12 protein-coding genes are annotated in these 14,279 nt (G+C 65.3%); 10 read left to right on the forward strand and 2 right to left on the reverse strand.

Features of this window, described 5'->3' with window-relative positions; translation table 11 throughout:
- The first annotated feature begins 15 nt into the window (after window positions 1–15).
- Complete coding sequence (gene pcrA / locus Q0X61_RS00005; RefSeq protein WP_297739344.1) at window positions 16–2,424, forward strand: DNA helicase PcrA; 2,409 nt, start codon at window positions 16–18, stop codon at window positions 2,422–2,424.
- Between the two features lie 481 nt (window positions 2,425–2,905).
- Here the strand turns inward: pcrA and Q0X61_RS00010 are convergent, their stop codons facing one another.
- The gene (locus tag Q0X61_RS00010) at window positions 2,906–3,913 is read right to left on the reverse strand and encodes a M23 family metallopeptidase (protein WP_297738898.1); all 1,008 of its coding nucleotides are present in this window, start codon (window positions 3,911–3,913) and stop codon (window positions 2,906–2,908) included.
- A 170-nt stretch (window positions 3,914–4,083) separates the two neighbouring features.
- On the opposite strand from Q0X61_RS00010, the gene sucC reads away from it, so the two are divergent.
- Window positions 4,084–5,259 (forward strand): ADP-forming succinate--CoA ligase subunit beta, encoded by a 1,176-nt coding sequence (gene sucC / locus Q0X61_RS00015; protein ID WP_297738901.1) that lies wholly within the window; start codon window positions 4,084–4,086, stop codon window positions 5,257–5,259.
- Between the two features lie 5 nt (window positions 5,260–5,264).
- Window positions 5,265–6,155 (forward strand): succinate--CoA ligase subunit alpha, encoded by an 891-nt coding sequence (sucD, locus tag Q0X61_RS00020; protein ID WP_297738904.1) that lies wholly within the window; start codon window positions 5,265–5,267, stop codon window positions 6,153–6,155.
- Between the two features lie 65 nt (window positions 6,156–6,220).
- Here sucD and Q0X61_RS00025 read toward each other — a convergent pair whose 3' ends face one another.
- Window positions 6,221–7,849, reverse strand: a complete 1,629-nt coding sequence (locus Q0X61_RS00025; protein ID WP_297738906.1) for a hypothetical protein — start codon at window positions 7,847–7,849, stop codon at window positions 6,221–6,223.
- An 86-nt stretch (window positions 7,850–7,935) separates the two neighbouring features.
- On the opposite strand from Q0X61_RS00025, the gene Q0X61_RS00030 reads away from it, so the two are divergent.
- The 7 genes from Q0X61_RS00030 to Q0X61_RS00060 all read left to right on the forward strand — a co-directional run bounded on the left by Q0X61_RS00030 (window position 7,936) and on the right by Q0X61_RS00060 (window position 14,254).
- Window positions 7,936–9,234, forward strand: a complete 1,299-nt coding sequence (locus Q0X61_RS00030; RefSeq protein WP_297738909.1) for a DUF6350 family protein — start codon at window positions 7,936–7,938, stop codon at window positions 9,232–9,234.
- Entirely contained in the window at window positions 9,231–9,794 is a 564-nt protein-coding gene (purN, locus tag Q0X61_RS00035; RefSeq protein ID WP_297738912.1) for a phosphoribosylglycinamide formyltransferase, read from the forward strand. Before Q0X61_RS00030 ends, purN begins: the two co-directional genes overlap by 4 nt.
- Window positions 9,794–11,338, forward strand: coding sequence for a bifunctional phosphoribosylaminoimidazolecarboxamide formyltransferase/IMP cyclohydrolase (gene purH, locus Q0X61_RS00040; protein ID WP_297738915.1), 1,545 nt, complete (start codon window positions 9,794–9,796; stop codon window positions 11,336–11,338). Before purN ends, purH begins: the two co-directional genes overlap by 1 nt.
- Before the next feature lie 10 nt (window positions 11,339–11,348).
- Window positions 11,349–12,200, forward strand: a complete 852-nt coding sequence (locus Q0X61_RS00045) for a bifunctional methylenetetrahydrofolate dehydrogenase/methenyltetrahydrofolate cyclohydrolase (protein WP_297738918.1) — start codon at window positions 11,349–11,351, stop codon at window positions 12,198–12,200.
- On the forward strand, window positions 12,193–12,504 hold the full coding sequence (locus Q0X61_RS00050; protein WP_297738920.1) for a DUF3017 domain-containing protein: 312 nt from the start codon (window positions 12,193–12,195) through the stop codon (window positions 12,502–12,504). The genes Q0X61_RS00045 and Q0X61_RS00050 overlap by 8 nt, the downstream gene beginning before the upstream one ends.
- 39 nt (window positions 12,505–12,543) lie before the next feature.
- On the forward strand, window positions 12,544–13,188 hold the full coding sequence (locus tag Q0X61_RS00055; RefSeq protein WP_297738923.1) for a vitamin K epoxide reductase family protein: 645 nt from the start codon (window positions 12,544–12,546) through the stop codon (window positions 13,186–13,188).
- Between the two features lie 76 nt (window positions 13,189–13,264).
- Window positions 13,265–14,254 (forward strand): malate dehydrogenase, encoded by a 990-nt coding sequence (locus Q0X61_RS00060; RefSeq protein WP_297738926.1) that lies wholly within the window; start codon window positions 13,265–13,267, stop codon window positions 14,252–14,254.
- The last annotated feature ends 25 nt before the right edge of the window (window positions 14,255–14,279 follow it).

A 14,279-nucleotide genomic window follows, 5' to 3' on the forward strand; every position in this document is an offset into this window, starting at 1 on the left:
AGGCTTGGCAACGCCATGTCTGAATCGTTATTTCCCGATCTCGCTGCCGTATTCCAGCCGGAGCCATACTCCGGCGCGGAGCCACCGCGTGAACGCACCGGAAGTGTGCGCCAGGCCTCCGCCGAGGAGCTGCTCGACGGCCTGAACGAGCCCCAGCGTCGCGCGGTCACGCATGCCGGGGGGCCGGTGCTTGTTGTGGCTGGAGCCGGGTCGGGTAAAACGCGGGTACTCACCAGGCGGATCGCCTACCTCGTTGGGCATAACCACGTTCACCCCGGCTCAATTCTGGCCATCACCTTCACCAACAAGGCAGCCGCTGAGATGCGCGAGCGCGTGATCGAGCTCGTCGGCAACCGGGCGAAACTGATGTGGGTGTCCACCTTTCACTCGGCGTGCGTGCGCATTTTGCGCTCTGACATCGACCGCTTTGGCCTGCCCAAGAGCTTTTCGATCTACGACGACGCTGACGCCAAGCGCCTCATGTCGCTCGTGCTTCGTGACTTGGAAGCCGATCCGAAGCGGTTTCCTGTGCGCAGCGTGCTCAACGCGGTGAGCAACTACAAAAACGAACTCGTCGACCACGAAACGGCGCAGGCGCAGGCCGTTACGCCGCAGCAGAGGATGTACGCGGAGGCCTACGCTGCCTATCAGGCGCGGCTGCAGGCAGCCGGCGCGCTGGATTTCGATGACCTCATCATGACGACGGTCAACCTCTTGCAGGCGTTCCCCGACGTGCGAGAGCGGTACCGTCGCCGCTTCCGCCACGTCCTCGTCGATGAGTACCAAGACACCAACCACGCCCAATACGTGCTAGTGCGGGAGCTGTGCGGCGAGCCCACCGTCGGTCTCGCAGATAGCACGCCGACAGTAGAGCCCGCGGAGCTGATGGTGGTGGGCGATTCCGATCAGTCCATCTACGCGTTCCGGGGCGCCACCATCCGGAACATTCTCGATTTCGAGGCCGATTTCCCGGGTGCCGAGACCATTGTGCTGGACCAGAATTACCGCTCGACAGGCAACGTGCTCACTGCTGCCAACGCCGTCATCGCCCGCAACAAGGGGCGGCGCGACAAGCAGCTATGGAGCGATCTCGGCGAGGGTGAGCCCATCGTCGGGTGGGTTGCCGACTCGGAGCACGACGAGGCGCAGTTCATCGCGACGGAGATCGACCGCCTGCGCGACGAGAAGCTCAGTAACTACGGCGACACCGCGGTGTTTTACCGTACGAACGCGCAGTCTCGAGCGTTGGAGGAGGTGTTCATCCGCGTCGGCCTGCCATACAAGGTGGTGGGCGGTGTGCGCTTCTACGAGCGCAAAGAGATCAAGGACGCCATCGCGTACCTGCGGGCTGTGGTGAACCCCGCCGACGACGTGTCGGTGCGGCGCATTCTGAATGTGCCGAAGCGCGGCATCGGCGACCGAGCGGAATCGGCCGTCGCGAATCTGGCGGCGAGGCAACGCATCACGTTTTTCGAGGCGCTCAGGCGAGCCGACGAGGCCCAGCTCGCTACGCGAAGCCTCAACCAGATCAAGGCGTTCGTCGACATCATCGACCAGGCACGCGCCAATGCCGACGCAGGGGAGAGCGCCGACGAGGTGCTGCTTGGGTTGTTGAAAGAGTCGAAGTACGTGCCGGAGCTGCAGGCCTCTACCGATCCCCAAGATGCCACCCGGCTTGAGAACCTGGAAGAGCTTGTGAACGTTGCGGCAGAGTTCGTCGCTGCGGCGAACACCGTCGATCTCGATGAAGAGGAAGGCTCCAGCCTGATCGCGGGCATGCCCGAGCCCGATGATTCGATCGAGGCATTTTTGGAGCGGGTGGCGCTCGTCGCGGATTCCGACCAGGTGCCCGACGACGACTCCGGTGTGGTGACGCTCATGACGCTGCACACCGCGAAGGGGCTCGAGTTCGACACCGTCTTCCTCACTGGCCTGGAAGAGGGAATCTTCCCGCACCAGCGCGCGATGACCTCCAACGACGAGCTCGAGGAAGAGCGACGGCTCGCCTACGTGGGCATCACGCGTGCGCGCAAGCGGCTCTACCTCACGCGGGCTACGGTGCGGATGGTGTTTGGGCAGCCAATGTACAACCCGCCGTCGAGATTCCTCGACGAGATCCCCGCTCCTGTGCTGGATTGGCAGCGCACTGGCGAGTCCTCGACGACGTGGGCGGCGTCGGCGGCGACCCGCACGAAGCAATCGCGATCGCGCATGCAGGAACAGCCCGCGGGGTTTGGGAAGAGCAGCACCTCGCGTCCAGTGCTCGAAGTGCGTTCTGGCGACAAGGTGCTGCACGCCAAGTTCGGCCTCGGCACCGTGCTGGCCGTGATTGGCTTCGGCGCCGACGCCAAGGCCGACATCGACTTCGGCTCCGCAGGTATGAAACGCATGAGCCTCAAACACTCCCCGATGGAGAAGCTCTGAGCCTGGGCGCTCGCTGCCCGTCACCACGTCTCGATACAGCGGCTGTGCCGTCTACTCGTCGGTCAGGGGAGGGCAGTGCCTGCCTGACTCCGCGGTTGAGTAGCCGCCGGAGGCGGCGTATCGAAACCCCGTCTGCTAGGTGGCAGATTGTGGTCCGTGTTTGGGCGCAGATCTGCCACTGAAGGTTTTCTTGGATGATTTCGACTCGCGGGCTGCGCCCGCGGCTCAATCATCGGGGGATGGGGCGAGCCAGGCGGTTGAGTAGCGCCCGTAGGGCGCGTATCGAAACCCGCCGTTCACCGCTCAGCTAACCCGATATCCACATTCGTTTGTCGAAATGGGGCAGAAACGGCTTGCGCAGTAAACGAATGTGGATATCGGGTTAGCTTTCCGTCCGTCTGCGTCTCGATACGGCGCTTCGCGCCTACCCGACGGTCGGAGAGGAGCAGGCAGGCCGGCACCACGGCCGGGCCAGCCAGGCTCAGCGCGCGCCCACGCTGCGCAGGAAGGTCATCGGGTTGGTGGCGGAGTAGACGTCACCCGGGGTGGTGCCGTTGGGGTAGTACTCGAAGTGCAGGTGGGGGCCGAAGGCTCGACCAGTGGCACCCACATACCCGATGATCTGGCCGGGCTTTACCGCGTCTCCGGGAGACACGACTCGGCGTGAGAGGTGCGCGGAGAGCGTGGCACCAGTCTTGTGCTGAATGACCACGTTGGTGCCTGCCCACGAGCCCGCAGTGGAGCTGAGAACCACACCTGAGGCGACGGCGTACACCGGTGTGCCGACCGGAGCCGGGAAGTCCTGGCCAGTGTGGTAGCGCGCCCAGAGGCCGCGCTGACCGAAGCCTGCGCCCACCCGGAAGTTCTGCTTCACCGGCATCGAGCTGCCGCTGGCGGTGAGTGCTGCGACGTCTTCGGTGCTCATGCCCTTCACGCCATTGCCGTTGGCGCTACGCGCCGCCTCGAGTGCCTTCTCGGCCTCTTCGGCTTCCTTCTTCAGCTTGGCGGCCTGCTTGCTGACCAGCTTCAAATCTTCATCCATGAGACGCTCGCGCTCCTGCGCGCTGTCTTTCGTCTCTGTGGCGAGCGCGTCGTTGGCAGCTTCGTCGATCGACGCCGTGCGCTTACGGGCGTGCTCATTCGCGGCCGCACCGCTGATGCTCTCACGCAGTGCGCTGCGCGACGCGTCCTTCGAGCGGTCCGCAAAGCCGACCCGTGCGGCTTCGACTGCAGCCGCGGGCACAGCGGCGTCGGCCTCGAGGGATTCGAGCGATGGATCCTGGCCACCGCGAGAGACGAATGCGAACGTGAAGAGGGATCCAACAGCGAGGGTGCTGGCGACGATGCCGGCAATGGCACCCTTGCCCAGCTTGCGTGCTCGTCGGCCGCGCTTCGCACGAACGGGTGTCGACGTGATGTCCTCGATGTCGTTGTCGAGGACGGTATCGGCGATACCGCGACGCGGTGCGCTTCCGGGAACTGCGCTCACTTTTCTCCTCAAAAATCTCGAACCAAGGGGAACCTTAGCATTTCTCAGGTTGTTCTCAAACATCGGGCCCCGAGGTTGCCACTGGCGTGAAGAATCGGACCTCCTGTCAGCGTATACCCACCACCTAGTAACCTGGTGGCGCAAGAATTCATCCCCCCTGAGGAGTCATAGTGGATCTCCTGGAATACCAGGCGCGTGCCCTGTTTGAACGCTTCGGCGTTCCAGTACTACCAGGTCGCACAGCTACTAACGTTAATGAAGCACTCGAAGCCCATGAAACCCTCGGCGGCGGCACCGTCGTCGTGAAGGCTCAGGTCCGCACTGGCGGACGCGGCAAAGCCGGTGGCGTCAAGCTTGCCAAGTCCAAGGACGATGTCGCGCAGGTCGCTGAGCAGATCCTCGGTTTGGACATCAAGGGCCACACCGTCGAAACCATCATGCTGAGCCCAGGCGCAACGATCGCGGAAGAATTCTACTTCTCGATCCTGCTCGACCGCGCCCAGCGTCGCTTCCTGGCTATGTGCAGCCTCGAAGGCGGCATGGACATCGAGACCCTCGCGAAGGAACGCCCCGAAGCTCTCGCGAAGGTGGAGCTCGACCCCACCGTCGGCATCGACGAAGCCAAGGCCACCGAAATCCTCAAGGAAGCCGGCTTCCCAGAAAGCGACTACGAGCGCATCGGAGGCGTCCTCCAGAAGCTGTGGGTAGTCTTCAAAGAAACCGACGCCACTCTCGTCGAAGTGAACCCCCTCGTGCGCACCGAATCTGGCCTGGTGCTCGCCCTCGACGGCAAGGTTACCCTCGACGACAACGCCGACTTCCGTCATCCCGAACGTGCTGAATACCAGCACTCCTCTGGCGCGACAGACCTCGAAAAGCAGGCCAAGGAATACGGCCTCCAGTACGTGAAGCTCGACGGCACCGTCGGCATCATTGGCAACGGCGCGGGTCTTGTCATGAGCACCCTCGACGTCGTGGCCGGCGCTGGTGAAGATCTCCCCGGCCAGCCGAAGCCCGCCAACTTCCTCGACATCGGCGGCGGTGCGTCGGCTGAGGTGATGGCCAACGGTCTGCGCATCATCATGTCCGACCCCCAGGTGAAGTCGGTGTTCGTCAACGTCTTCGGTGGCATCACCGCCTGTAACGACGTGGCCAACGGCATCGTGAACGCCCTCGACATCCTGGGCGACGAAGCCAAGCTGCCCATCGTCGTGCGTCTCGACGGCAACGCAGTCGACGTCGGCCTCCAGATCCTCGCTGATCGGAACCACCCGCTGATTACCGTCGTCGACACCATGGACGGCGCTGCCCGCAAGGCAGCCGAACTCGCGAGCGAAGGGAACTGAAACCCATGTCCATCTTTATCGACAAGAACAGCCGCGTCATCGTCCAGGGCATGACGGGCAAAGAAGGTCGCAAGCACACGCAGCGCATGATCATGTCCGGCACCCGCATCGTTGGTGGCGTGACCCCGGGCAAGGGCGGCGAGTCGGTGCTCTTCGAAGAAGACCCGGTACCCGTGTTCAACACCGTCGGCGAGGCGAGGGAAGCCACCGGCGCCAATGTTTCCGTCGTGTTCGTGCCGCCGAGGTTCGCCAAGGGCGCGGTGCTCGAGGCCATCGAGGCGGAGATGGAACTCGTCGTCGTGATCACCGAAGGCATCCCGGTGCACGACACCGTCGAGTTCTACACCGCCGCCAAGAGGTCGGGTAAGACGCGTCTCATCGGCCCGAACTGCCCCGGCCTTATCTCTCCCGGGCAGTCGAACGCCGGCATCATCCCCGCCTCGATCACCGGCCCGGGCCGTCTCGGCCTCGTGTCCAAGTCGGGCACGCTCACGTACCAGATGATGTATGAGCTGCGTGACCTCGGCTTCACCACCGCCGTCGGCATCGGCGGCGACCCGGTCGTCGGCACCATGCACATCGACTGCCTCCAGGCTTTCGAGGACGATCCGGAAACGGACGCCATCGTGATGATTGGTGAGATCGGTGGCGACGCGGAGGAGCGCGCAGCTGCCTACATCAAGGAGAACATCACGAAGCCAGTCGTTGGCTACATCGCCGGCTTCACCGCGCCTCCCGGCAAGACGATGGGCCACGCTGGCGCCATCATCACCGGATCGGCAGGCACCGCCCGCGCGAAGAAGGAAGCCCTTGAAGCTGCCGGCGTGCGCGTGGGTGAGACGCCGTCACAGGCCGCCGACCTCGTCCGCGAGGCAGTGGCGAAGCTCGGCAAGTAAGATTCGAGCACCTCAACGAACGCGAGCGGCGGCCCCCTGAGGAGGGGCCGCCGCTTCGTTGTTCATCACTCGCCTTGGCCGACGCGCACGCCCGCGCGCTCGATGACCTTGGCGAAGTTCTCTTCGGTGAACCGGAACTCCTTAGTGACCGTAGTCATCAGATACACCACCTTGTTCTTCCGCTGCGAGATGGCGACCTCGTAGAACACGGCGCCCTTCTCGCTCTCGCGCTCAATCAGCAACGCCTTCGCGCCCGACGGTGCCCTCAGCGGCGTCGTCTTCGTTCCCATGACGCGGGACTTGCACTGGTCGATGCCCTCGCCGAGTTTCTTGGCGAAGTTTGCCGCCCCGTTCTCGTTTGGGAACGTGAACACGAACTCGTCGAGGCCGAACTGCTCAGGCGTGTTGTCGTCTTGCGTGATGAGGTAGGTGGCCTGCTGGCGTTTCGTCGGTCCGGCCTCGGAGGCCAGCGTCATGTTCTCGCAGCCAGTTCCCTTGCTGGTGAGCCCGGTGGGTGGCTGTGTGGTCCACAGCCCGGCGCCTGCCCGGATGCGGGGCAGGTCGGAGGGGATGAGCCATCCTCGTGGCTCCACGGGTGGAACGCTGGCAGGCTCGACGGTGGCCTTGGCCGCGTCACATGTGCCGGCCTTCGCGCACAACAGGGTGGCGGAGCGTTGCATCGCGTCCACCAAGTGCTGGGCCGTGACGCTGCCGTCGGTGGAGACCACGTCGACGATGCTCACGAGGTTGCCGCTTCTCGTCAGCAGCAGGTCGTGGTGTTTGCGCGGTGCAGATTCTTCAACAACGGAAATTTGCATTGCCTCGTCGCTGATCCCGGTGACCTTCGTCGAAGAGAGCAACAGGGTGGGTACCTCGTCGCACTTCGCCAGTGCTGCGGCGCGTTCCTTGAACACTTTCTCCGCGTTGGCTTGCGTCGGGAATGCGTCGAGCTGATGCAGCAAGGCGAGCTGGTTGTCCTGTGTGGTGCCCAGCGTGCGCTGGAGTGAATCGAGGCGCTCCGTGTCAGAAGCCTCCGTGCTGAGGCAAGCAGGCCGCGCCGCATGCGTCTCGATGGAATCCGTCGTGCCGGTGATGGCCCAGTTGGCGTTGGCCGACACTTTCTTCGCATCCGCGACGCTCACGAGATCGTCCTGCATCGCGCGCGGCACCTGAGGTGAGGGGCTGCTCGTCGTGGTTGGGCTGGACGGTGCTGGCGCCGTGGGCTTCGCCTGGTTGAACCCGACGAACCCTGCAGCAACCGTGAGCACCGCGACGGCAACCCCCGCAGCAATCATGCCCAGCAGGTGAGCCCGATACCACGGTACACTCTCGCCAGGTTCCACACGTTCTTCGACGGCGGTGCTGGGCGATTCTGGAACCCATTCGGTAGTTTCGGGTGGGGTGATGGAGCTGATGGCCGAGCGCTTGGGTCGTGGCCCCGGGCCCTTGACGTAGCCCGCGTCGTACTCCGGCAGCACTGGCCCTGGAACGGGGGAAGGCGTGGATGCGGGCTCGTCCAGTGACTCGTTGGGCCCATCGAGCGGCAACGAGCGCCGTGCCCGGGCCGGGGCAGCGCTCGGCTCGCCGCTGGGGCGCGCGAAGGGGTTCTCGTCGAGTCTTTCGGCATCGAAGGGTCGGTCCGCGCTATCGTCAGGTGCGAGCGCCCGGCGCGGACGCACGTTGTCGTCAGACATGTGCTTGACCATCCTTCCTGGATTCCTCCATGAAATCCTAGGTTACCGGGCGTGAAGCAAGTGACCACATCTGCAGGAGGTGACCCGTGGCCGACGTGACGCGCACGGTAGCAGTCGACGTCGACGATCGGGGGGAGCCTCCGGCGCGTGGCTTCTCGTGGCCGTGGCCGGTGCTGGCCGCGGTGGGCGCGGCAGGCGTTGCCTTGATGGGGTGGGTCATCCTCGCCGGGGCAAGCACCATCGCCTGGCTGGGCGACGGGGACGCCGGATTTGTGGAGATGCTTCGCCTCGCCACATCGGTGTTCGCGCTCGCCCACGGGGTGCCGACGGATATCGCCGGCCAGCACGTCTCACTCGTTCCGCTCGGTCTCACCGGCGTGCTGATGTTCCTCTCGCTGCCTGTAGTGAGCGCGTCGGCGCGACGAGCCGCCGTCGTTGAAGGGAAAGAAGGCGCCGATGGAGCGGTGCACGTCGACGTCGAAACCATGCTGTGGAAGGTGGCTGGCCTCCACGCCGTCATCTACGCGGTTACCGTCGCGATACTCGACGGCGCCCTGCTCGGCGGGTCTGTGGGGGCCCGGTCGCTGCTGGGTGGCCTCGTTATCGGACTCATCGCCGGACTGTGGGGCGCGGCAAACGGGCTCAACCACGACCCGACGATGCACTGGCCCGAATGGCTGCAAGCGGTGCCCAGGGCGATGGGCGCAACCCTCATCGTGGTGATGACGGGCGGCCTCGTCGCCGTCGGCATCGCGGTATTTGCTGGACGTGCGCGCATCGTCGACGTGGCCTCCGGGCTCGGCATCGACGCGTCCGGCGTGATCGCGCTGTCGGTGCTGCACCTGCTCTACTTGCCGAACCTGATGTTGTGGGCGTGCTCCTGGATTCTGGGCGCGGGCATCACGTTCGGTGACGGCTCGCTCGTCTCGCTGCACATTACCGACGTCGGGTTGCTCCCGGCGCTCCCCGTGCTCGGAGCCGTTCCTCAGCCGGGGCTGATGCCGAAGGCGATGCTGTGGTGGCTGGTGGTTGGCGTCGTCGCTGGTGCCCTGGCCGGACTGGTGGTCGCGTGGGCGCGGCCACGCGCGCGGTTCGACGAGACCGCGGTCGCCGGGGGGCTCGCGGGCATCGTCGCAGGGTTATTGCTGACGCTGCTCGCGTCGCTGGCCAGCGGAGGAATCGGCGTCGACCGTCTCGCGCACATCGGCGCTCGCGTCGACCAGCTGATCATCTTCGCGCCGGTGCTGCTTGGCCTCTCCGGCCTCGCTGCGGGGCTCATCCTTGGTCTGATCCGCCGTCCGGGCGGCGCCACCGGCGACGTGCGGCCCCGCACGCGGCTCACGCTTGTCGAAGAGACCACCGGCATCGTGAAGGGGGACGCATGATCGAGGTCGTCGTGCTGGCCTCGGGCTCCGGCACGCTCACGCAGGCGCTCATCGACGCCGTCGAAGCAGGCGAGCTGGAGGCGCGCATCGTCGCTGTCATCTCCGATCAGCTGACCGCGGGCGTGCTGGATCGCGCACGCAACCACGGCATTGACGCCATCGCCCACCCTCTGCCCAAAGGCGCCGACCGCGAAGCATGGGATCAAGAGCTCGCGGACATCGTCGCCCACTACGAGCCCGACCTCGTTGCATCCGCCGGCTTCATGAAGCTGCTCGGCCCTCATTTCCTCGCCCGGTTCGAAGGATCAACCATCAACACACACCCGGCGCTGCTGCCGAGCTTCCCGGGCATGCACGGCCCCCGCGACGCGCTGCGTGCCGGGGTGAAGGTAACGGGGGCGACGGTGTTCGTCGTCGACGCCGGAGTGGACACCGGTAGAATCTTGGCACAGGGCGCCGTCGACGTACTCGACGACGACTCGGTCGAGTCGCTCCACGAGCGCATCAAGGTTGTGGAGCGACGGTTGCTGGTCGAAGTCGTTCGCAATTGGAGGAAGTAATGGCTGGACGTACACCCCTGCAGCGCGCTCTCGTGAGCGTCTACAACAAGGATGGGCTCGTCGAGATCGGGCAAGAGCTCGCCGCCGCGGGCGTGGAGATCGTCTCCACTGGATCCACCGCGCGAGTATTGGCGGAGGCAGGTGTGCCGGTGGTGCCCGTCGAAACGGTCACCGGATTCCCGGAGTGTCTGGACGGCCGTGTGAAGACCCTCCACCCGAAGATCCACGCTGGCATCCTCGCAGACCTTCGGCTCGACTCCCATCGCGCCCAACTCGACGAGCTCGACGTGCGCCCGTTCGACGTTGTCATCACCAACTTGTATCCCTTCGTGGAGACGGTGGCCTCTGGCGCATCCTTCGACGAGGTCATCGAGCAGATCGACATCGGCGGCCCGACGATGGTGCGCGCCGCCGCCAAGAACCACGCATCTGTCGCGGTCATCACCGACGCGTCGCAGTACGCCGGGCTTCGCGAGGCGCTCGCGCACGGCGGCTACACCGCCGAAGAGCGACGTCAGCTCGCCGTCGAAGCGTTCCGCCACACCGCCAACTATGACGTTGCTGTCGCCACCTGGCTCGGCGAGCAGTCGGGGAGCGACGAGGCCCCCGCCTGGTACGGCGCCACGTACGTGAAGACCGCCGACCTGCGCTACGGCGAGAACGCGCACCAGCGCGCGGCTCTCTACCGTGACGCGCGCGGCGGTGGCTTGGCCGGTGCGCAACAGCTGCACGGCAAGGCTATGAGCTACAACAACTACGTCGACGCCGATGCCGCCCACCGCGCCGCGTACGACCACGCCAGTCCCTGCGTCGCCATCATCAAGCACGCAAACCCCTGCGGGATTGCCGTCGGGGCTGACGTTGCCGAGGCGCACCGCAAGGCCCACGCCTGCGATTCCGTGTCCGCATTCGGCGGCGTCATCGCCTGCAACCGCCCCGTCTCGCTCGCCATGGCAGAGCAGGTGGCGGAGATCTTCACCGAGGTCATCGTCGCGCCCGGCTACGAGCAGGGGGCCGTGGAGGCGCTCAGCAAGAAGAAGAACATCCGCATCCTAGTGGCCGAGGCTCCCCAGCGCACCGGGCAGGCGTCGCGCGAAATCAGCGGCGGGTTGCTTCGCCAAGACATCGACGCCATCGACGCCGACGGCGACAACCCGGCGAACTGGACGCTGGCCTGCGGGGACGCCGTCGACGACACCACGCTCCGCGACCTCGAGTTCGCTTGGCGTGCCGTGCGCTCGGTGAAGTCGAACGCAATCCTGCTCGCCTCCGACGGTGCCTCCGTCGGCGTGGGCATGGGGCAGGTCAACCGCGTCGACTCCTGCCACCTCGCCGTGAACCGGGCGGGCGAGCGCGCGGCGGGCTCCGTCGCCGCCTCCGATGCCTTCTTCCCGTTCGCGGACGGGCCGCAGGCGCTCATCGACGCCGGCGTGCGCGCTATCGTGCAGCCTGGTGGTTCTGTGCGCGACCAAGAGGTGATCGACGCCGTCACCCAGTCCGGCATCACCATGTACTTCACCGGAACCCGCCACTTCTTCCACTGAGCGAGGAGCTATGACTGCCCAGATTCTCGACGGTAAAGCCACCGCGAAGGCCATCAAAGCCGACCTCATGCAGCGGGTCGACGCGCTGCGCGCCCGCGGCTGCACTCCCGGGCTCGCCACCGTGCTCGTTGGGGACGACCCGGCCAGCCACAACTATGTGCGGATGAAGCACCGCGACTGCGAGCAGGTGGGCATCGAATCTATCCAGGTGCGGCTCCCTGCCGACGCCACCGCAGCACAGCTCCAAGTGGCCATCCAGGAGCTGAACGACAACCCCGCCTGCACGGGCTACATCGTGCAGCTGCCGATTCCGAAGCACCTCGACGAGAACTGGGCGCTCTCGCTCATCGACCCCGACAAGGACGCCGACGGCCTGCACCCGGTGAACCTCGGGCGCCTGGTGCTGGGCGAACCCGCGACGCTGCCCTGCACGCCGCGTGGCATCGTCGAGCTCGTGCGGCACCACGGCATCGACTGGCGCGGTAAGGAGGTGTGCATCGTCGGGCGCGGCATCACCGTCGGGCGTCCGCTCGGACTGATCCTCACCCGCCGCAGCGAGAATGCGACGGTGACGCTCTGCCACACAGCAACACGCGACGTGGCAAGCCACACGCGCCGCGCGGACATCGTCGTTGCAGCCGCAGGCGTGCCGGGCATGGTGAGCGCGGACATGATCAAAGAGGGCGCCATCTGCATCGATGTCGGCGTGAGCCGCGTCGACGGCAAGACCACCGGCGATCTCGCGCCCGACGTGTGGAGCAAAGCGGCATGGGTCACGCCCAACCCCGGCGGCGTGGGGCCGATGACGCGAGCAATGTTGCTCAGCAACGTGGTCGACCGCGCAGAACTGCTCCATGGCTGACAACGACCCGCTCCGCGACAAACCTGACAAGCCGGCGGAAGACGCGCCCAACAACTTCTGGCCGCTCGGCATCTGCCTACTCATCGTTGGGGTGGGCATCGTGTTCGGGTTCCTGGGGCACTGGCGGAAAGCGTCGATGTCGGTTGCGCTGGCCATGGGTGTTGCTGGCGCGCTGCGAAGCGTGCTGCCCCGACGCGTCGCGGGGCTCCTCGTCGTGCGTCGAAGGGTGTTCGACGTTCTGACGTACTTTGGGCTGGCCGCGGCGATCGCCGTCGTAGCGTTCGTCGTTCCGCCCGCCAGGTGAGGCTGAAGGCGCAGGGGTGGCGCCGGTAGCATGTGCGCTATGGCCACAGCGCAGACGGAACTCGACGGAGCAGACATTGAGCTGAACGACGAGCCGACACTGAAAGATCGTTACGTTCTCTTCAGCGAGATGCTGGTGTTCGCGATCATCTCACTGATCGCGAGCGTGGTGCTCTCCTACGACGCCATCGTCTTGGCGGAAAATCCCGACGCGCAGCTCAACTGCTCCATCAACTCCGTGCTCGACTGCGCTGCCGTCGGGAAATCGTGGCAGGCGTCGGTGTTCGGTTTCCCGAACGCGTTTCTCGGCATGATCGCGGAACCCGTCGTGATGACCATCGCCGTCGCATCGCTGTGCAAAGTCAAGTTCCCGCGATGGTTCATGCTCACCGCCAACGGTGTGTACTTCCTCGGCTTGGTGTTCGCCTACTGGCTGCTGTTCCAATCCACCTTCGTGATCGGCGCGCTGTGCCCGTGGTGCCTCACCGTCACCATCTCCACCACCTTCGTGTTCTACTCGATGACGCAGTGGAACATCTTGGAAGGGCGACTATTCCCGACGGGGAAGTGGCACCGTCGTGCGCTCGGCTGGGTGCGCGGCGGTTGGTTCACCATCGCGTTGATTGCTTGGTTGGGGCTCGTCCTTGCCATCGAATTGGTGCACTGGCTGCCCCGCTATCTCTAGTGGGTGATCGGTACACCAAGGGGGCGCGGTAGAGTCGTCGTTGTAGGCCGAACCCAACGTTTGAGAGGACATCGAAGTGAGCACTGCAGCTCCCGTCAAGATTGCCGTGACCGGCGCAGCCGGACAGATTTGTTACAGCCTCCTTTTCCGTATTGCCAGCGGCTCGCTGCTTGGTGATCGCCCCATCGAGCTACGACTGCTCGAAATCACCCCCGCGCTCAAGGCGCTCGAAGGTGTCGTGATGGAACTCGACGACTGCGCCTTCCCGAACCTCGTCAACATTGAGATTGGCGACGACCCGGAGAAGGTCTTCGACGGCGTCAACATGGCCATGCTCGTGGGCGCCATGCCGCGCAAGCAGGGCATGGAGCGTTCCGATCTGCTCTCCGCCAACGGCGCCATCTTCACCGCGCAGGGCAAGGCCCTCAACAAGGTTGCCGCCGACGACGTCCGCGTGCTCGTCACAGGCAACCCCGCCAACACGAATGCGCTCATCGCCATGACGAACGCGCCCGACATCCCGAATGATCGCTTCAACGCGCTCACCCGCCTCGACCACAACCGCGCCATCTCGCAGCTCGCCGCGAAGCTCGACGTGCCCGTCACCGAGATCACGAACATGACCATCTGGGGCAACCATTCCGCCACCCAGTACCCGGACCTGTTCAACGCCAAGGTTGGCGGCAAGTGCGCAGCCGACGCCGTGAACGACCAGGACTGGCTCGAGAACACCTTCATCCCGACGGTCGCCAAGCGCGGCGCTGCCATCATCGAGGCGCGCGGGTTGTCGTCGGCTGCCTCCGCCGCGAACGCCACCGTCGAGCACATGCACGACTGGGCGCTCGGCACGCCTGAGGGCGACTGGGTGTCCATGTCGGTCCCGTCCGACGGCTCCTACGGCGTGCCCGAGGGCCTCATCTCGTCGTTCCCCTGCACAGTGACCGACGGCAAGGTGGAGATCGTCCAGGGCATCGAGATCAACGAGTTCTCTCGCGCCAAGATCGACGCCTCCGTCGCCGAGCTGGAAGGCGAACGTCAGGCCGTGAAGGAACTGGGCCTCATCTGAGCGTTCCCCGACGGTAAGCGCCCCC

Source organism: uncultured Tessaracoccus sp. (genome assembly GCF_947255005.1).
Lineage (GTDB): Bacteria > Actinomycetota > Actinomycetes > Propionibacteriales > Propionibacteriaceae > Arachnia.